General features: G+C 47.9%; 12 protein-coding genes. 3 read left to right on the top strand and 9 right to left on the bottom strand.

Translation table 11 applies throughout. The features are described 5' to 3' along the window. Window positions 1-32 precede the first annotated feature (32 nt). Window positions 33-1088 carry a Gfo/Idh/MocA family oxidoreductase gene (locus M0Q40_00120; GenBank protein MCK9221028.1) on the bottom strand — a complete coding sequence of 352 codons (1056 nt, stop codon included), beginning with the start codon at window positions 1086-1088 and terminating at the stop codon, window positions 33-35. 240 nt (window positions 1089-1328) lie between these two features. On the opposite strand from M0Q40_00120, the gene M0Q40_00115 reads away from it, so the two are divergent. Then, window positions 1329-2018, top strand: a complete 690-nt coding sequence (locus M0Q40_00115; protein MCK9221027.1) for a cell wall hydrolase — start codon at window positions 1329-1331, stop codon at window positions 2016-2018. A gap of 19 nt (window positions 2019-2037) precedes the next feature. Here M0Q40_00115 and M0Q40_00110 read toward each other — a convergent pair whose 3' ends face one another. Both M0Q40_00110 and M0Q40_00105 read right to left on the bottom strand, forming a co-directional pair. Further along, a complete protein-coding gene (locus tag M0Q40_00110; protein ID MCK9221026.1) occupies window positions 2038-2748 on the bottom strand; it encodes a cell wall-active antibiotics response protein in 711 nt (236 codons plus the stop codon). A 78-nt stretch (window positions 2749-2826) separates the two neighbouring features. After that, a complete protein-coding gene (locus M0Q40_00105) occupies window positions 2827-4323 on the bottom strand; it encodes a sodium:solute symporter family protein (protein ID MCK9221025.1) in 1497 nt (498 codons plus the stop codon). 330 nt (window positions 4324-4653) lie between these two features. Between M0Q40_00105 and M0Q40_00100 the strand changes: the two genes are divergently transcribed. Both M0Q40_00100 and M0Q40_00095 read left to right on the top strand, forming a co-directional pair. After that, window positions 4654-5115, top strand: coding sequence for an Lrp/AsnC family transcriptional regulator (locus tag M0Q40_00100; GenBank protein ID MCK9221024.1), 462 nt, complete (start codon window positions 4654-4656; stop codon window positions 5113-5115). A gap of 70 nt (window positions 5116-5185) precedes the next feature. Next, a complete protein-coding gene (locus M0Q40_00095; GenBank protein ID MCK9221023.1) occupies window positions 5186-7441 on the top strand; it encodes a hypothetical protein in 2256 nt (751 codons plus the stop codon). A gap of 118 nt (window positions 7442-7559) precedes the next feature. Here the strand turns inward: M0Q40_00095 and M0Q40_00090 are convergent, their stop codons facing one another. From M0Q40_00090 to M0Q40_00065, 6 genes are all read right to left on the bottom strand, one after another. Next, window positions 7560-8618 (bottom strand): DUF2961 domain-containing protein, encoded by a 1059-nt coding sequence (locus M0Q40_00090; GenBank protein MCK9221022.1) that lies wholly within the window; start codon window positions 8616-8618, stop codon window positions 7560-7562. 195 nt (window positions 8619-8813) lie between these two features. Further along, the gene (locus M0Q40_00085) at window positions 8814-11378 is read right to left on the bottom strand and encodes a hypothetical protein (protein ID MCK9221021.1); all 2565 of its coding nucleotides are present in this window, start codon (window positions 11376-11378) and stop codon (window positions 8814-8816) included. 73 nt (window positions 11379-11451) lie between these two features. Further along, window positions 11452-13794, bottom strand: coding sequence for a hypothetical protein (locus M0Q40_00080; GenBank protein MCK9221020.1), 2343 nt, complete (start codon window positions 13792-13794; stop codon window positions 11452-11454). A gap of 68 nt (window positions 13795-13862) precedes the next feature. Next, window positions 13863-16364 (bottom strand): hypothetical protein, encoded by a 2502-nt coding sequence (locus M0Q40_00075; GenBank protein MCK9221019.1) that lies wholly within the window; start codon window positions 16362-16364, stop codon window positions 13863-13865. A gap of 28 nt (window positions 16365-16392) precedes the next feature. Then, window positions 16393-17322: a glycosidase gene (locus tag M0Q40_00070; GenBank protein MCK9221018.1), complete on the bottom strand. Its 930-nt coding sequence runs from the start codon at window positions 17320-17322 to the stop codon at window positions 16393-16395. A gap of 85 nt (window positions 17323-17407) precedes the next feature. Beyond that, a complete protein-coding gene (locus M0Q40_00065; GenBank protein ID MCK9221017.1) occupies window positions 17408-19051 on the bottom strand; it encodes an ABC transporter substrate-binding protein in 1644 nt (547 codons plus the stop codon). Window positions 19052-19538 lie beyond the last annotated feature (487 nt).

Below are 19538 nucleotides of genomic sequence, written 5' to 3'. Positions count from 1 at the left end.
TAAAAAGGCTGGGGCGAGGCCCCAGCCCATAATTATTCGACAGGCACCTCTTTGCCTTGCTCAGCAGAGCGATAGACCGCATCAAGGATCTTCATTACAACTAGACCATCATCAATGGTACTGATACACTGTTCCTTACCTTGAATGCAGTTGACAAAATGGTTGATCTCGCCACGGAACATCCCGCCAAAATCCTCCGGCTTTACTTTCGGCTGCAAGTCGGCCAGATAGGGACCAAATCCAGTGAAGAACTCCGCATGGGGATATAGGGCGAAGCCTCCTCGATTCCCATAGATATTGACGTCAATAACGTCTTCCTTGATATGTTGATCGAAACTAACATCAAGGTTTAGGGCAAAACCACCCTCGAAACGAATCAAGGCCACCGCCTGATCTTCCACCGTAGATACATCCACGTCTTGATCCATCGACTTGTACCAATCATACCCTTTAATATTGTCTCGAAAACCAATACGTCCAAAGGTAACGGCACTCACAGCCAATGGATTTGGTTTTCCGGCGAGATACCACGCCAAGTCAACCATGTGCACCCCTAGGTCAATCAGGGGGCCTCCACCAGAACGGGATTTATCCATAAACCATCCCCCCGGATTACCACACCGACGCATACACCTGGCAGTACCGTAGTAAAGATCGCCCATTAACCCTTGTTGTTGGAAGTACTTGAACATTTCCACATGAGTGCTGTAGCGGCGAACGAACCCAATCTGCAAGAGCTTGCCGGTTTTCCGCGAGGCCTCTTGCATCTGCAGGGCTTGCTTCGCGTTTAAGGCAGCAGGCTTCTCACAAAGGACATTACAACCGGCTTCTAAGGCTTTGATGGATAGCTCCGCATGGGAATCATTCCAGGTACAAACGCTGACCCCATCAAGCTCCAGATTCAGAAGATCATCTACCTCAGTAAAGCAATTATCAACACCGATCCGTTTGCCTACCGCTTTCACCCTGTCTTCATTGATGTCACATAGACCCACAATTTCTACATCAGGGTTTCTTAAGTAACTATCGATGTGCACCTGACTGATCGAACCCGTACCGATGACCCCGATTTTGACTTTGCTAGACATACCTGAACATCCCCCTAACAATTTGCTGGGCTACCATTACTTACCGATAATATAACCGGCATGCTTGAACCCATCTTTTGCTGATACAGTATTCTATCCTAGTAACCAAACTCCTTCTGGATCACCATATCTTTCTGATCATGTCAGCCATTGTCCTTGACCGAGTGAACACCCCATGTTAGACTTCCTGCGGGTCTTAACCCGGAGTCTTCCTAAGGGAAAGAATAAGGGGGAAATACCTTGTCCGAAAAAAAGGCTTTAACTGTCTTTGTATTGGCAGCTATATGTGTGCAAATAATGGTTGGACCAATAGTCCATGCACAACAGAATACGCTTACAGGATATGTAACATGCAGCGAGTCAAATCTGCCGTTAAAGACGGGTTCAGTATCCATTGGAAACGAAAAGGCTAATATCCGGAATGGGAGATTCAGCCTTCAGGATCTCCCAACAGGTGCTTTCGAAATGGAGGTTGAAGGCCCCTATCGAAAAGTCTATAGCAAGACAATCACAATTAAGCGGGGGAAAAACCATATGGACTTGACCATACCGAGCCAGTTTAGTGACAACGAAATTCAGCTGTTAGCCCGCATTGCACATGCCGAAGCTGAAGGCGAGGGATTTCAAGGCCAAGCAGCTGTAGCAGCCACAGTGTTGAATCGGGTAAAGAGCCCGAAATATCCGGCTAGCGTTCCGGAGGTTGTCTACCAAAGAATAAATGGGATTTACCAGTATAGTCCTGTGGGTGATGGCAGGATTAATCTACCCGCAGGGCAAGAAGCACTCAAAGCCGCGCATCTTGCCCTCGCCGGCGAAGATCCAACCTTTGGAGCTACCGGCTTTTTCAACCCACAGAAAACCGCCGATGGGTGGGTACGTCAACACAAGGTGACTACCACCATCGGCGGACATGTCTTCTTTAGCTATTAATCCTGGCAGCCCTGCTTCGTTACTTTGGTTTTGTAATGCTGATACCACCCATAACCGCATTACATGCAAAAAGTATACGGGGCGGGCCGCTTTCCCCCTTTTGCATCGTCCTGGTTGCATACAGGCCACCGGTATCTTCCCCTAGGAAATCCACACCACCTAACACCGCACTACCACTGCAAGCCATATCCAAACCGTCCGGGACGATAACATCAATACCGCCCATCACCGCAGTTAACCTAAGGGTTGTGGTTCCCTCGGGAATCTTTGCTTTTGTTAGATCAATAGTTATACCACCCATAAAAGCTAGGAAATGATCACTGCTTAGCTCCCAACCTTCCTTGGCGAATTCTGACGTATTCCAGACGGCAAGCCTTCCTCTACCCATCACCCCAGCACCTTGCCGAAGAAAGGACCATCCAATGAGAATAATCACCACAGGCCAGAACAAATCCCAGAAACGGTTAAAGCCTACATTCCACCACTGCAACTTGTTGCCTAAAATTAGCCCCCCTACGGCAAACACAAGCAGCGGAAAGAAAATCCCCTGCCTTCGGTGCATGAGTACTTCGATAATCGCCACAAAGCCCCACACCATAAGAAGCACAGGCCAATATGTATTAAAAACATAGCCCGGTCCGACAGAAAGTAAATCAAAGTTGCTAAGTAGTAGCACTATGCCTAACCCGATAACCGCAAGACCTAGGGCCATTTCACTAGCACGCCGCATATACATGTTCCTCCCCCAAACCCGTTTGGCTTCATTATACCATCTGGTGTCAGAAATTGGAACATGCGGCTAACTTCCTTAAAAGTGAAACCCAGTCTCTGTTTCGGCAAGAATCTCTGGATTAACCGGGGTAGTAGCAAGGCTTACTACCACTAACAAGATGGCTGAAGCCAGAAGACCGAATATGCTAAAATGCACCGGTAAGGGAGCCACAAACTGATGCCAATAGCCTGCCACTAAAGCAACTGCAAGGCCACCGAGCATCCCAGCTAGTCCGCCCTGCCTGGTAGCTCGCTTCCAATATAGACCGGCCAACAATGGAACACAATAGACCGAGAGCATCAAACCAATACCCATCCAGACAAGCCAGGCCAGAAGCTCCGGTGGGTTAACTGCAAGCAGAAAGGCAAGGACTGCGGTAATTACGATCGCACCTCGAATAACCTTCTTGAGAGTACCATCTGACGCTTTAGGATGAAGGTACTGCTTGTATACATCCCAAGTGAAAAGAGTGGCTATTGTTAGAAGTAACCGGTCAGTTGTGGACATGACCGCAGCCAGAACAATGACCCCAAACAAGGACCACGCCACCGACGGTAGCGCATACTCAATAGATGCAATCAATGCATAATCCGGATGAACTGCATCGATCATACCATCAACAACCATGGACCGGGCAGCAAAACCACCGAACTTGATCAAGCCGAACACTACAAAGTAGACGACAAAGCCAATTACCGGACCCCATTCGTAATAAGATCCTTCCCGGGCGGTAAGGACATTGTTCAGGGCATGAGGAGCAGTGGCCAACCCAAAGGAGAGCAGAAAGAAAAAGGAGAGCAAAAATAACGGCGTCAAGAAAGAATGGCTAGCCGTTGGATGAATCTGGGGATAGGCAACGGCAACCATACTAGGATCAATCAAAGCCAGATTCTGGTTGATATGCGCAAGGCCCCCCGCCTTGTTTACCACAATGGGAATAAGGGTTAACACGCCCACAAACAAAGCGACCCCCTGAAACATAGCAATTTTAGCAACTGCGAAAAGGCCCCCTAAAAACACGTAAACGGTGACAATCACCGTGGCAATAAGCAGGGACCAGAAATGATTCAAGCCCAAAAGCCAACCAAGGACAATACTGATCGCACGAAACTGGCCTACTAGGTAAATGAAACTCATTAGTATACCAGCTATTGCAGAAATGGTTCTAACCGCGACGGGTGAATCATAGCGATGGGCAAGATAATCCTGCATCGTGTTATATTTATACTTACTGCTAACTCGATGAATCTTGGCGCCAAACATGATCATTAGGACCGGAATGCTTAAGCAGACAAATACTGCCTCCCACATACTTGGCCAACCGGATAGGTATCCAAGGCCACTGGCAGCAAGTAGAGTCATTCCGCTCATCATCGAGGCGATGATTAACACCATGAAATTGACAAACCCGATATCTCTGCCCCCGACCATGTATTCCTCAGCATTGGAAACTTTTTTCGATGCCCGGTAGCCAACATAGAAAATCAAAGCAAAATAGGCGATAATGATCATCGCCGACAACCCCTGTGACATTATCTTACACTCTCCTGTTCCACTAGTACGGTTCTCTTCGCCTTTGCAATTTCTTCCTTACGGTAGGATTGACCCCAAAGGATCAATAGCATGGTAATACCCACTGGAACAAGAAAAAAAACTAACGATGTGTAAAACGGCAATCCAAACATGTTCTCCGCACCTCTTCTGAAATTTCGTCCTGATTGTACTACATAACTGATTATATTCGGCACACGATTCCGTAATCCTGCCGAAGTACGGATTATTGAAGGAAAATATGTTTGCAGGATTCGGTTCTACCGATGTCTAAACAGTAACTAACGATTCTTAGACGATGGGGGAAAACACGTGAATGACAAGGATGCTCTAGCATTAGATGAATTGGATCTGAAGATCATCGAATACCTGATTGAGGATGGCCGAACACCTTATACACAGATCGCAGAAGAACTAGGTATTACAGAGAGCACCGTGAGAAAACGGGTTAGCCGCATGCGGGAAGATGACATTATCAAAATCCGGGCCATTACGGATCCTGCAAAGCTGGGCTATACCACTGAAGCCATTGTGGGCGTCCAACTGGATACGAAGGATCTGCCCCGTTCATTGGTCGTCCTAAAGGCCTTTGAGGAAATAACCCACATTAATGTTTGTGCCGGAATTTATGATTTAGTGATCGAGATCCGAGTTAAGAGTAATGAAGACTTGTTTGCATTTTTGACAGAGAAACTACGAAAAACCCCAGGTATCGCAAAAACCGACACTCTCCTGGTTCTGAAGACCGCAAAGGACCGTTTCATGCATTACTAATTGCTTCCCACTAGGATTTTCTGCAACTGAATAGCTATGTCCTATAAGAAAATTAAGGAGGATGGATATTGTGTCCAAGTATATCAGACGAGTCTTGATCTGTTTATTGATCGGTGTGGTATTTTGCTTTGCTCCCTGTGGCAGCAAGAACAATGGAGGTGTACTATGGGCTTCGGATCAGTGGGTAATTGATTTTAGCAACACCGGATTAACTAGCACGAAAGCATCTTTCTCAAAAGGCAGTGATTCCAGGGATCAGCTACCAGAGCACATGTTTTCGGATCTGTTAGAGTTGAAGTTCGAATCCGCCTGTGATCAGCCGATCACAATTAAGTATCCCGTGCCGAAGGATGACCTTCCAGAGGGAATTAACAACTATCTATTAGGCATAGGTGTTGATGTCATCTACGCCGGTGATAAGCAGAGAGATACCATTTATACCTACATTCAGATGGAGGAAGTAGACGGAATGCTCACCGCCAGTTTTACCCCGTCAGATTTCGATGAGATACGGCTTATGGGCAGTAGTTCCCACGCTTCTAGCACACCTTCTGGATACACGTACAAAATGGGTATCACAGGCGGAGAGATATACTATGAGCAAAATGGCCATTTCCGCATCACATTTCCGGGGATCACAGGCATGTTCTCTCAACTATATGTGGGGGAAACCACCGGTGAGAAGTTACTGCAGGCTTTGGAGGCTGCCTATGCGAAATTCTTAACGCTAGGATACACTTACAGCTTTCGTGAAAACTGGCCTATGGAGGTTACAGTGGATGCCATCGGTGGACCAGGGGAAGATGAGCTAGCTGTATATTCATACGGTTGGAACATAGCCGAGGGCAAGATCATGTTAAATAAGAGTCTATTTGAAAAAGGCCAATGTGACATGACGACCCTTACCCCTCTGCTAGTGCATGAATTCTTCCATTTTGTACAGGGAAATTACATATCCAATGAGTATAATGTTCTATGGTTTGATGAGGCTACGGCAAGTTACTACGAGTATGAGGCGCTAGGCCACGCCCCATCCTCTTTATATAACGAGGCCATGCTTTTGCTTGAAGGTGTCTTCCCAGCAAGCGACACCGCATCAGATGGATATGCACGGGTATCGTTGATCAAGTATCTACGGCAGCGCTACGGTGACAACTTTATCTTGGATATGTATAAACTGCTGGGTAACGGCGGATTCGAAGACGCCTATAACCTAGTTTCCGGCGGCGAGGATCCTCGCCTGTGGGCAACAGACTTTTATGTTCAACATTTATCCGGAAGCCTGATTGGTAGCGCATCTCCAATTTCCTTTGGCGAGATATATAACCACGTTAGAAAAGGAAGGATAGGCTTTGATAGGGTGGGCCAGCCCGTACAGCTGACTATCCCCGATAGGGATGAAATTGAAAAGCTTAAAAAGGATGGAGACGAAGTGGTGTTGGGCGAGGTATCTTTGCGCGCTCCATCATATGGAGTGCGATTTGCACCCATTATTATGGACGATGGGGAGATTGACAAACTCAACGATAATGATGCAGTGGCGATCAAGTGCAGTGATCCTAACGCACAGGTGACAGTCATCACACTTCAGGGAAGCTCAGGTATCAAGACTATACAGACCGGAGATGTTATCCTAGATAGCTTCAAGAAGAGCGTGGCCGACAACAGGTCTTTGTATCTTATAATGGTCACCGGACTACAAGACGCCGGCAGCGCCGACTATAAGGTTAGTGTCACCCTCGCCGAAAAACCATTATACGGGTTTGTCTACTCCGGTGGGCCGTATAGCAAATTATCTGAGATCGGAATGGTAACAGCGCTTAAGGGTGCTGATGTGATTAAGCTTGATAAGGATGGCGATTTTGCAGTTGATGTACCCTCCGCTAGCGTCACCATTCCAACTTCTAGTGGAACGAAGAGCAACATATATACATTCAATGTCAGCAATTTTACAATGAACGGTCACTGGAATCAGTCATTGAAAACCGGCGATGCATCTTTCAGTTTTGACATGAATTTACTACGAACGGAAACAAGCAAGATGAACACCTTCGCGGGAGAAGACTCTCGCGCCTATGTGACCACCTACGATTATTACGATACAGTAACTGGGACAGCTGTCCTGTCGGAAAACGGTGACAAAATCGCCTTCGATGTCAAACTAAGCGGCATAAGGAATGGCCAGTCCGTAATGAAGCTACATGTAGTGTACAGCAACGGAAAGGAATACTGGGGAGATAATCCGACCATTACCCCAGTTAACAGCAAGTACTCCGGAAAGGCCACCCACTTATTTACTCCATTGGTAGAAGCGGACGAAAAATGATTACAGGGCAAAATCGAAGTCAGGGGGACGAATAACCCCGACTACTATAAGACCCTAACCAAGTTTTCAGGATAAACCGTGGTAGGAACATGGGGTAGGTTTCCCTACCCCATGTTTGTTATCGAGGCCATCTACCGTCCAGATCCGGTAAACGGGGAAACTCTGCGTGGGGTTCAGTCTGATACCAATAGGCCACTGAGGCTATATCATCCGCTAAGGGCTGGAATTGACCCCCGGGCCACCAACCGATAGCCTGGACCGTCACCTTAAGATCCTGTTTGAAGCGCACCGGATCCATAACATGCCACCGGTATAGACCGTGTTTCGGTACCTGCCCAGGTTCCTTGGCCCAGAGGGGATAACCTAGGAAAGGAGCACTATAGGTCTCACCAAAGCACCAAGCCCCACCAACATAATCCTCGGTACCGGTACCACAAATCGTGGGATACTCGCTGTCTCCGTCAATATAGAACTTGACCTCCCCTTCACCCCACCAACCATCGGACATCTGGGTCCAGCTTAGGAAAGTTCCGACGTAGTGTCCTCTACCTTGAACATTGTCTAATATGGTATGTTCAGGGTGTTCACGGGTGGTTGTGGAACGACGCCACTGTGCATGGAAATAGGCAGCTTCCTCAGGCACTTCTGTGAGAGCATAATCTATCTGGTAAAAGAAATGGGGGATCTCTTCAAAATACTGGTTTTCAACAGTAATCCGGCAGTGCTTCCTAAAGGGCATCGGCCAATAGCAGTTGAATCCCCCCGATGGATTCACATTAACCGGAAGGGAACAGACATTATAGCGCATCCCATGCCCATTCGCAAAGAAGTCTCCCAAAGGTACTTCGATCGATGGCTCTTCTTCTCCGTCCCAGTAGAATCGCAAAATACAGCTCCGATACGAGTTGGTATGGGCGGTTATCCAGATATGTTGGATGATGCCGGGACCATCAATATCGGCAATGGTAGCCGTAGTACCCTTTGGCAAGGGAATACACGGTCGTACTTTCCAGCCCTTACCTAGTTTGGAGCAGGGCCATCCTTCCTTCGGTGGAACAGCCTGTGCTCCTGCACCTTTCTCTCCTTTTGGGTTCTCTGCGGTTATGGATCTCGTTTCTGCATCGTCTAAAAGTGGTAAAGTACCCAATCCGAAATTCAACCCGGGAAAAACCCTCATTCTGACTCCTCCATTTCAGTTAATGAATTCGGCTGCTTCAAGCCAAATACCGGAGTATGCATCTTTAGTCTCTGGCAATATTCCTCTTGCTTCTGAGCGCGAAGATTATCCAGGGAACTTACTCCAAATAGTGGGCCTAGGCAACACAATATCCCGTTGACACCTATGCCCATTATACCATGCGAATACTCCGACTTAGGTTTCTATCCCCCCAAGTGAGTAATCAACACCAATTCCTCGCAGGTATAGCGTTTCTGCATCTATCGAATGTATACCCTTCACCTTAATCTTTCTTATTTGCCCAGGAAGCAAATGAAACCCATTGGTCGAAGCGAACAAGAAAGGATCTGTCTGGCTTTCCACATGCACTAAGGGAATTAACATCCCGGATCTGCTTTCAACAGCTATATACGTATCATTTTGCTGTTGCGTAATATCTACTATTATGTCGCCCGCAGGATATTCCCGAAGAGGGCGTAGCGGGTACTCCAAATCTGTAGTAAATAAATAACAATTCTCCGCAGTAAGTCGTCCGTCAACTTTCAATTCGAGGATGAGGGCAAACAGGTTGTGTATCTGCGGCGTAACCTGCCAGACTAAGTCTAGAGCATGAACCTTCGCTGATAGGTTCACCGATTTGGTTTCCTGCTGAAGAATTTGTCCTTGGCAATCTACCAATGTGGCCGTGACTTCTCCTACCAGTGAACGACTACTGTGATCATGTGCGTAGACCTTAACAGTAAAGTTGTCCCCAGCCTTGTAGCTAATCCCTTCATACCTACAAGTAACAGCCTGGTGGGCAAAACAACGTTGTAAGAACCCATGGCTGAACTTAGCCATTCCATTGGCTTCGATCACCGAAGTGTTTGCTGTATTTGCATAGGGCTCATTGCCCATCCAAATCAGGATGCCACTTGTGGCAGGTTCCCGACGACGCATCGACTCCACTACATAGCGCAGGGATTCGGCCTGTAGGTACTGACTACAGACTGTGTAGTTCTCAAGCTCATCTTGTTCGGGAAGCCATGGTCCGAATAACTGATTCATTTCCTGCCATTGAATCCACCATGAACCCCGATGAAGCCACAGTGGGTTCTTCTGGTTTGGCGGCCAGACAGGATGAATGCCGGCAAACTCCCGTATTGTCTTTGCACTAGCTGTTGCCGGTGTACCCACCTCCGTACGAATAAGGGCATCGTCCTGATTGTAATACCGGTAGTGGTGCTTAGAACCCAAATAAACCCAGTTGCCGTGCACATCATGGTGGATACCCTTGCCAAAGTTCTCTTCCGCAGCAGAAAAGCTAGGCCCAGATGGGCTACAAGGTAGAAATACCCTGTCCGGATCAAGATGGCAAACCAGTTCCTTAAGCATCTTAAGGTTTGGATGATCAGCGTCGGCAGGCTTTGATGCACCCTCCATTAGAAGCTCATTACCGCCACACCAAACCATGAGGCTGACATGGTGTCTACGCCGAGTAATGGAACACCGGGCTGCTTCCGCCAAGGCTCTCATAAAGGCCGGATCATCGGAAGGTCGGTTTTCGATGCCTGATGATGACTGGAAAAACTCCTGCCATACCAGGATTCCCAGTTGATCACACTCCTCGTAGAAGGCAGCCTTCTCTAGCATAGCCCCGCCCCATACCCGCAGGATATTACAGTTCATCTGAGCAAAACGCCCGATATACTTAATGTAATCATCCCTAGTCACGGTGCCATAGTAGGGACTGATAGGTACCCAATTAACTCCCTGGAGGAAAAGTCTTTTCCCATTCCAGATCACCGTGTATGGCTCGGTTCCTTCGGGAGAGTTGGGATTAGGGACAATTTCCATATGTCTAAACCCTACGTTCTTACTCGTCCTCTGTACTAAACCTGCCGGGCCATAAACCTCAAGTATAACCTCATACAATGCCTGTTTACCGTACCCTCGAGGCCACCAGAAGTCTACATCCGGGATCCTTAATGTTAAGGTTTTCGCACATTGCCCCACCATTAACGAGTAGCTCTTCGTATCCTCAAGGATGACCTCTCCTGTCTGCATTGAGGTGATCGTGGTTCGTATCTCATAGTGGCCCTTCTTGAGTACCTCCAACTGCAACTGCGTATCTAGAATGCCGGTGGATGTATCAAGCTCCAAATTGGCCCGGGGGTAGAAGTCGGTAACCTGCAAATCACCTATTACATCTATGTATACATCGTCCCAAATCCCTACAGGCACCATTCTCGGACACCAATCCCAGTTGTAATTGAACCGGGGTTTTATTTTATCCACCCGGCTAGTATATCCGTATTGTCCATCGATCTCTGGGTTCTGGTAAAAAACGACATCCAAACGATTCTCTCCCGCAAGATCGAGAATATCGGTGACATCTACTTGAACAGGAATCATCGTGCCTTCAAAGGTACAAACCTTGACCTTATTCAGTCGGACCTCGCCCCAGTAATCTAAGCCTTTGAAACGTAGGTAATACCGTTGACCGCGCAGCCCCTGGGGTACAAAGAAGGTCTTACTGTAAATCCATTCCCTGTTTTCCACCCATTCGGCTGCCCGGCTATTGAACGCAAGGTTAGGATCTTGTATAAACCCCGCCTGCATGAGATCCACTTGGACCGCTCCCGGGACCGATGCGCGAATCATTGGTAACGGAAAGCGGCTGACATCTCCCAGTTCCATCGTCCGATCCTGCACCCACTGATGCTTGTAACATCCGCGCAGTTGCCAGTCATCCCCATTTAGGTAAAACCGCTTGTTCACTGAACTCAACCCCGTTTTCTAAATAGCCGGCACTCGGCCTAGTTCTCCTAAAGCTTCGGAGAATAAGACTTCCTTATTCTCCAACATAACCACCACTCACTTTGACACCTTGGTCTGATAGATCTATTCTTAGTTCCTCACCTTGGTATTCCAGGTTCCTCATCCCTCCGATTTCCCCAGCCAACTTGGCTACGCAGGGAATCCCTAGATCGTAGCGATAGCCATTCTTGACCCAGAGCATATCTATGAGTAATGCCGCTCCGAACATGGACGGGCGTACGCCGTCAGGATAGGGAAACTCCTCGATCAGATACTGCTCCGCAAACATATTCGCCCTAGTCACGTCCCGCACACAGATATTGGCCAGGATTCCCGCCGCCTCGTCGAATCCACGTTCATAAAGTCCATAGACAACAAAGCTAAGCTCTGGATATTTGGGCACCTCAAATCCGCAGAAAATCCTATTGGGGTCAAACACACTAAAGAACCTATTCGTGAGACTGGTCAAATGCTCACCTTCTTCTAGGAGATCCAAATGCAGGGCTGTGGATATCCATAGAGGGTTTCCAATGTTATTTTCGCCGGTCTTGATGTTATGGTATTCAACTGGTTCACTGGTAGGCGTTTCCCAGAACCAGTCTAAGCAATCTGCAAAAAAGGACTCTCTAGACCATTTCCACATCGATATATCGTCTTGAGCATCAAGGATCTCGGCTATTTGCTGGGCATACTTCATATCGATTAGGGCGGATACCACAAAATCTAGATCCATCACATCGGGATAGTCATGTTCCTTGAATATCCAACGAGGATTCTTTCTTCTCCATAGAAGATAACGTTTGATCGCAGGATAGGCCCTCAGAAGCTCTTCTTTATTTCCCGTCAGCTGATACAAAACCATCGCCGTCTGGGCCTTGCGCGAAGGAAGACTCTCACCGCCAAGTACTCCCTCTTCATCAACCAAAGACATAAGCCCTTGAAACGCTTGCCAGGCTGTGTTCGGATCCACATAAGCCAGGAACTGTATTCCGAAGAAGCTCTCCCAGGAAGCAGAAGGACGGGCTTCGTAAGCCCCTTCTGCCCACAATGACGGCTTTCCACAGGACATCTGGGGATAGCCAAAACCTGTCTCTTCCATAATTGGTAATACACTGCTAACAACAAACACCCATGCGCTGTAATAGGCCCGGCGGATTTGGCAAGGCGTAACTCCTAAGGGCTCAATACCAACTAGAGCAAAATTCTTAGGCTGCGGTACTTTAGCTAGGATCCGGTTCCAGAAGAAAGTCTGGCTTTGTTTGCGCTCTAGCCAGTTGCCCTTTATTAGGGGAACTAGTGCTCGATCAAAGGCTACAGTATTGCCTTTCTGAGCGACGGAGAAGGCAAGAGAGATCTGAATCTCCCTGCTCTCTATGGAGGAATCAATATATAGGGCCCAATAGCCTTGATCTGAAACCTCCCCAGGCTTATTACATCGCAGGGCAAGTGGGTCGGAAAACCGAGCATACTGAATGAAAAGATCATGGGGAAGGGCAATACTGTAGCTAAAGCCTTCACAATCCACGGTAAGCACATTGTTTGCCTGGTCCCAGGTTACCCTAGTTCCCCCTCTTCCGGCTAGGACAAGTCGTCCCATCATCCTTTTAGCATGGAGGGTGCGTACCAGAGTGTTTTCATCATAGAAGAAATCGCTTCCTTCAATCAGCACTTTACCACCCTGGTAATCTGCCCTAAACCCTAGTTCTTCTGGCGACCAACTGGTTTCAAAACAATCAGCTCCCCGCAATCCGCCGTCAGTCCCACAGACAAAGGACTGATTAAGTACCGTCTCTTTGCCCACGCCTATTGTGAAGAACCTGATCTTAAACCGTTTCTTTCCCTGCCAGCCCGTTGCCTTAACTACATCGTAAAGGAACGAGCCCGTCGCATCAGTATCCTTTTGCAGTACAAGATCTTGGGTCTCACCTTCACCCTTAACTTTGAGTGCCCAACTACCTTGGGATACGGGAACACTAACATAAAAATAGGGGAGATTGTCTAGATCGACCTCTAGCCAATGCTCCATGGTTCCCCATGGTCCCTTTGTTCCCGTTGCTCTAAGCCTAATTTGGCCATTCTCGTTTGTTATCTGCACATCAGAATCATACGACCAATTGGTGAGCTCGTGCTTAGTTACCTGGCCAGGCTCGCCAGAGTCGCACCACAAACTATGAACCTCCGGTAGTTCCACAGCAGTACCGTTTGCATAGTAACCGACGTTAAGAGGCAGCTGACACCCATTACTGTATTCGACTGGTGTATACCTGGTCCAAAAGCCATAGGGGTTAACCACTAGACGACTGCCGGGTAAACTTAGCCAACGCCGTTGATCAGGACCAGTTTGCCTTAACTGCTCACATGTAGGCGAACTTTCCAAGATCTCCACCTCCATTGTTCAATCTAGTAGCAGCTGTGTCCTGGATTGAACACAGCTACTACTAACATCTACCTTATCGCCCTTGACTTACCAGGCTCAAGTTCAAATTTCAGCTGTGCTGCGTCTAAGGTCTTCTCAATGTATCCGCCCGAGACCAGAACCTTACCCTGGTCAATAGAAACATCCAAGGTATCCTCACAAATCGTTAGACCCTTAAGACCTCCTGTCTCACCTGTATTGATAACATGGGGTGTACCAAGATCCATGCGATATCCATTCTTCAGCCAAAGCATATCGATTAGCATACATGCTCCAAACAAAGATGGTCGCACACCGGTGGGCTCTGGCCAGTTATATTCATGATACTGCTCGGAAAACATGTTCGCGCGGGTGATATCCCGTATGGCTGTGTTAATTATGATCTGCGCTTCTTCAGTATAGCCACGGTCCAATAGTCCGTATACCGTAAAGCTAATATCAGGATATTTGGGATAGGCAAATCCATTGAAAACCCCAACGGGGTCAAAAGCGCCCCTTAGACGCCTAAGCAAACTATCAAGATAAGGACCTTCGAGCATCTCCAATCGTAATCCCGTGGAAGTCCAAAGGGGGTTACCTAGTGAGCGCTGATCGTTTAGGGTGTTGTAGTATTGGACTGGTTCAGCAAAGGGAGTCACCCAAAACCAATCAAGATAGTCCTCAAACAGCTTTGCCCGTTGTTGGTGCCAAAAGCTAACTTCATCATCTCCCAGACCTAGGAGCGAAGCAATTTCAGCCATATACCCCATATCTACAATCGCGGACACGACAAATTCTGAGTCCTTCATCTCGGGGAAGTTGTGTTCCTTATGGATCCAGCGGGGATTGTCCCTGCGCCACAGCAGATATCGCTTCAAAGCCGGATAGGTATCGATAAGTATCTGTTCGTCATCGCTTAACTGATGAATAACCATGGCGGTTTGCGCCTTTCTTGAGGGAAGGCTCTCTCCGGCTAGCATTCCGGTCTCATCAACCAATGACATCAAGCCCCGAAAGGCCTCGCGCGCTGTCTTGGGATCCACATATGCATAGAACTGCATACCAAACAGGCTCTCCCAGGAGGCGGAAAATCTCGCTTCCTGGGCTCCTTCGGCCCACATGGACGGCTTACCTGCGCAAACCTGTGGATAGGCAAAACCTGTTTCTTCCATGGCGGGTAGGATGTTGCTGGCAAGAAATACCCAAGCACGATAGTAGTCCTTTTCTATTTCAAGGGAACTTACATCATAGTGCGGTACACCAACTAGGGTGAAGTTGTCTGGTCTAGGCACCTTAGACAGATAATCATCCCAGAAGTCCATTGCTTCCTGCCGTTTTTCCTCCCAATCCATAAATCCAATGGCAAGTCTGGTTTTAGCTATGGCCAGCATCGGGTTCTCGTGTTTCGCAGTAAAGGAGACAATAATCGCAACCTCCGTACCCTCAACACTTTTGCCGATGCTTAGGTCCAGTTGCCAAAACCCCTGTTTACCGGGTGTGTCTTGCCTGCCCCGATCACTAAGAATCGCATTTAATGAAGGGTAATAGCTGATATCCGGATCAACCAATGCAGAGAATCCTATAGCATATCGGTAGTGATCAGTCTCCACCGCAAGAGTCTTCGTCTGACTGTCCCAATCGATTTTCCCATCGTATTGCCCAATACAGGACAATTGCGTATTGCTGGTTGGCGCCTGTTTCAATATCATGCGGCGTACAATGGTGCTTTCATCGTATAAGTAGTCACTTCCTTCCAGCACACTGGTCTCACCATAGAAAGCCTTAAACGGTAACTCATAGGGCAACCAGCTAGTTTCATAGTGGGTTGCTTGACCTAGCCCATCGGCCCTTCCCACAAAACTGAGACGGTTAACAATTGTCGGCTGATCAATACCGATTGAAAACACTCTAACCAAAAACTTCTTTTTGCCCTTCCAGCCAGTGGCATCAGGAATGTTATAGACAAAAGCACCTTTTTTAGTTGTATCCTGCTGTATGTATGTATCCACTTCTTTCGTACCGTCGTTGACTTTTAGGGCCCACTGACCCTTTGTCTCCCCGATACTGATCTCAAGGTAAGGAAACTCATCGAGGTCAATCTCCACCCACTTCTCCAATGCTCCCCAACGCTCTCCTTCGCCCGTGATCGTCAGCCTAAGCTCTGATCCCGATGTGTCCGCTCTTAAGCCCTTTTCTGGAGTCCAATCGGCCCAATCAGAGCCTTTTTCATGGACGAAGGTCTCCGGCACTTGCTCTTCGGAACCCCTAGCAATGACCCCTATTAGGTTTGGTAGTTCATATACATTCCCGGAGGCATAGTAACCTACATTCAATGGTAAGTGTAAACCATTACTGTATTCCGCTGGAGTCATTGTCGTCCAGAAGTTATATGGATTGAGTACGATCCTGCTCTCCGGCATACTTAACCAACGCCGCTGATTAGGACTGTCATCCTCAAGTTCCCGTGCAGTCATGGCCAAAACACTAGTTGATGCTCCCATTATGAGAAACAGTGCTAAACCCCAAACCCAAAGTTCACTCTTCGTAAACACTGCGCTACCTCCTTCGGAAAATAAAAGACTAGGTCTGATGACGATTGAGTTCATCAATTAGCTCAGTAACCTTGATTGAAGCCAAGGCAATTACTTTGTCCGCGGCGCCATAGTAAACATATAGCACATCATCGATCACGGTCAATCCTTGGGGAAACACAACATTAGGAACATCACCCACACGCTCATATTCCTCTATCGGCTCAAGGATTGGGTAGGGAAGCCTTGCGATAACTCGGTACGGATCATCTTGGTCAAGCAATGCCGCCCCGACTCGGTAAACCGAATGTCGGTCAACACCATGGTAGATAAGCAACCAGCCAGCTTCCGTTTGGAGCGGTGGTGGCCCAGCACCGATCTTCAGGACCTCCCAGGCATAGGTAGGACGCAGCACGGTCTCTTGGCCGATGGCCTTCAGATGTGCCTCCCACGGGTGGCTCCTTACATCTAGCAACTCCTCTATCGTATCCACCATTAGCAGTTGGATGCTTGGCTCTATCCGGTGCATGTAAGCGATTTTGCCATTAATTCTCCCCGGAAAAATGAAGGCGTCCTTGTCCCAATGGTCAAAGAGAAGTACCCCTAGTTTAGTAATATTTGTGAAGTCCAACGTGCTGGCAACAGCAACCCGTGCCGTTTGCCCATCATATGCTGTGTAAAACAGATAGTACTGATGATCCAAGGATACAATGCGGCAATCCTCACAGCCGGCACTCTCCTCAGGTAGCGTCGGAGCTATGAGTGGAGTCTCCCTAAGCTCTACTACCCGTGTGGGTTCACTTAGTCTCGCATATCCAATCGTCGAGACATACCCTCTAGAACCAAAATCTCCATCGGCAATGCGAAACAACATGTGGATACCAGCATTGTCTTGCACGATACCCGGATTAAACAAAGCATCACCTAGTCCCGTTTTCCCCGGGGACATGATCACTCCATGACGTCGTAATCCTATCATTGCTGTTCTCCTTTTGTTCCTGTTATCAGTGTCGTCCAATGGTGTTAAGGTGGATTGTGGGGCCTTCTAGGCCCCACACCGCCAGTTACCGAATCACACGTACCTGACCAATCCGAACTTTTGCATCGGCACCTTCATAGAAAACTTTAAGCTCAAAGGGTCCCGGCTGGCCCGTGATATCGTACGTATATACTCCTGCGTTGCTTACCCCGCTCCATTTGAGCTCACCCAAGGGGGTCTGAATAGCTAGGACGCAGCGCCCATTTTTAATGCTATCTATTGTCACCTCTAATTTGGTGAATCTGGAAGCGTTTACGTCTATCAATCGACGGCATTCTCCCCAATCACGTTCTCCATTAGAGACTAACTCCAAGGCATTTCCAACCCAGCTAATCTTCGCCGCCCCACCACCGGGCACATACCATTCGTCTATGTTGGATAACTCATCAATAAATCCTACCTGCACGCCCGGATCGTCCTCATCTTCTATTCCTTCGATCCTTGCCCACTCCCGATCAAGAATTGCCTGGGCTGCGCCCTGTAAGCCTTCTAAAGCAGTTGCTGCAGATGCCTGACCACTACGTACGGCACTGCTTGCCTGACCGAAGAGCTCAAGGATCTGTCCCCAGCTTGTCAAATAAGGAAAGCCACGCAAATATGCAAGTTCTTCAATCCAGGCGAGAAGCTTTGGGTTTTCCTGTAAATAATGCTGATAAGTGTCGGTTCCTAGTGCTGTTTGACTAACAGGTAGATACCCTGTCTCAACGGCCCAGTGGGCCAAGTTTTCCGGCTCCATTAACCATTTGACAAAGGTCCAAGCCGCTTGTTCTTTTTCGGGAGTGGAGCGGAAAATTACTAGTTCCTTATAGTAGTTGAGACTTGCTCTAGTACCCGTTTCGGAAATGGGAGGATACGAAGCATCTGCTTCAAAGGAAAAGTCCTTAAACTGCCCATACCAACCAGCGTGGGTTACCATCATTGCTGCGGAACCATCAGCAAAGCTACCACCAGCTATGCGGTGATTGACAACGAGATCACCATACCATTGCAGGGCATCAACTGTTCGTGGGTCTGTGAATGTCACCCTGCGCAGGTCCTCCGATACCAAACTACCATTGTTCCGCCAAATCCACTGGACAGACATATAGGGAAAACCCCATAGATGAAAGCCGTACTGGCCACTGTCAGCATCTGTGAGTTTCTTCCCGACGTTCACAAACTCACTCCAAGTCTCCGGGGCTTCGGCAATACCAGAGTAAGCGAACTTGTCTTTGTTGTACATTAGCGCTTCAGAACCAACTTCAAAGGGAACACCCCATTGGTGTCCTTTATACTTGTCTTCATCCCACAAACCGGGCCAGAACTGCTCTGTATCGAAATCATCATTGACAGCCAGTTCATCTACGGGCACGAGAATATCTGTATCATAGAAATTGATGAACCAGTCCGGACCTACCCAACCAAGATCTGGCGGAATACCAGCAACAATGGCCATTTGGTACTGCTCACCTAGGTCACCTGGTACCCCCCTGTGTCTAACCTGTATGCTCGGATGGGTACTATTGAATTGCTGTACCAACTGATTGAGTGTCTCTAAGGACGGACCAGCACCGAAATTGGTCCAAAACTCTAGTTTCACGGTAGCAAAAGATGATGAGACCGCAAGTAGGACTATTAGTAACGGCGACACAGCAATTAGCAACCTCTTATAATAGGTGCTGTTTTTCATCTTAGTAGCCTCCTTCGAACTATCTCATGTGGTCTGTGATACGTACCCGACAACTATTCAGTTAATAGAACGCTCTCCCTTTGTTGCATCCCCCCAACCAATTATTTGCTCGTAGTTGATGCAACTCCTTATTGATATGTATTCGCCGCCTTTTGCAATTATCCTGCAAATATGAAGGATATTGTACATGCGGTTTTACAATTAGTAAAGTGTACCTCCTACATGGCAGACACCTACAACAGACACGAACCTAGTAACAGACGGCATTTGGAGGACGCCGTTAGTCCTTTCCGGCAAATATCTCTTCATGCAATACCGATGCAACACTCTGGGAGGGTTTTGCATCGGCTTGCCGGCTGTCGGCTCTGTTTTCTCGAAACATCCACAGGGTACTACTCTCAGTTTTAACCCTCCGGAGCAATTTGTGTTAGATACCACCAGAAGTAGACTGTTGGCGTGTACATTATTTGTGAATTGTGCTGGAAAG

The sequence above is a fragment of the Limnochordia bacterium genome, assembly GCA_023230925.1.
Taxonomy (GTDB): Bacteria; Bacillota; Limnochordia; order DUMW01; family DUMW01; genus JALNWK01.
The sequence above is the reverse complement of the archived record's forward strand: the minus strand, read 5'-3'. Positions and strand labels throughout refer to the sequence as shown.

Bases quoted from the DNA above. Each gene is read 5' to 3' on its own strand.
- M0Q40_00110 (MCK9221026.1), bottom strand. From the start codon at position 2,748: ATGCGGCGTGCTAGTGAAATGGCCCTAGGTCTTGCGGTTATCGGGTTA.
- M0Q40_00090 (MCK9221022.1), bottom strand. From the start codon at position 8,618: ATGAGGGTTTTTCCCGGGTTGAATTTCGGATTGGGTACTTTACCACTT.
- M0Q40_00065 (MCK9221017.1), bottom strand. From the start codon at position 19,051: ATGAAAAACAGCACCTATTATAAGAGGTTGCTAATTGCTGTGTCGCCG.
- M0Q40_00070 (MCK9221018.1), bottom strand. From the start codon at position 17,322: ATGATAGGATTACGACGTCATGGAGTGATCATGTCCCCGGGGAAAACG.
- M0Q40_00105 (MCK9221025.1), bottom strand. From the start codon at position 4,323: ATGTCACAGGGGTTGTCGGCGATGATCATTATCGCCTATTTTGCTTTG.
- M0Q40_00120 (MCK9221028.1), bottom strand. From the start codon at position 1,088: ATGTCTAGCAAAGTCAAAATCGGGGTCATCGGTACGGGTTCGATCAGT.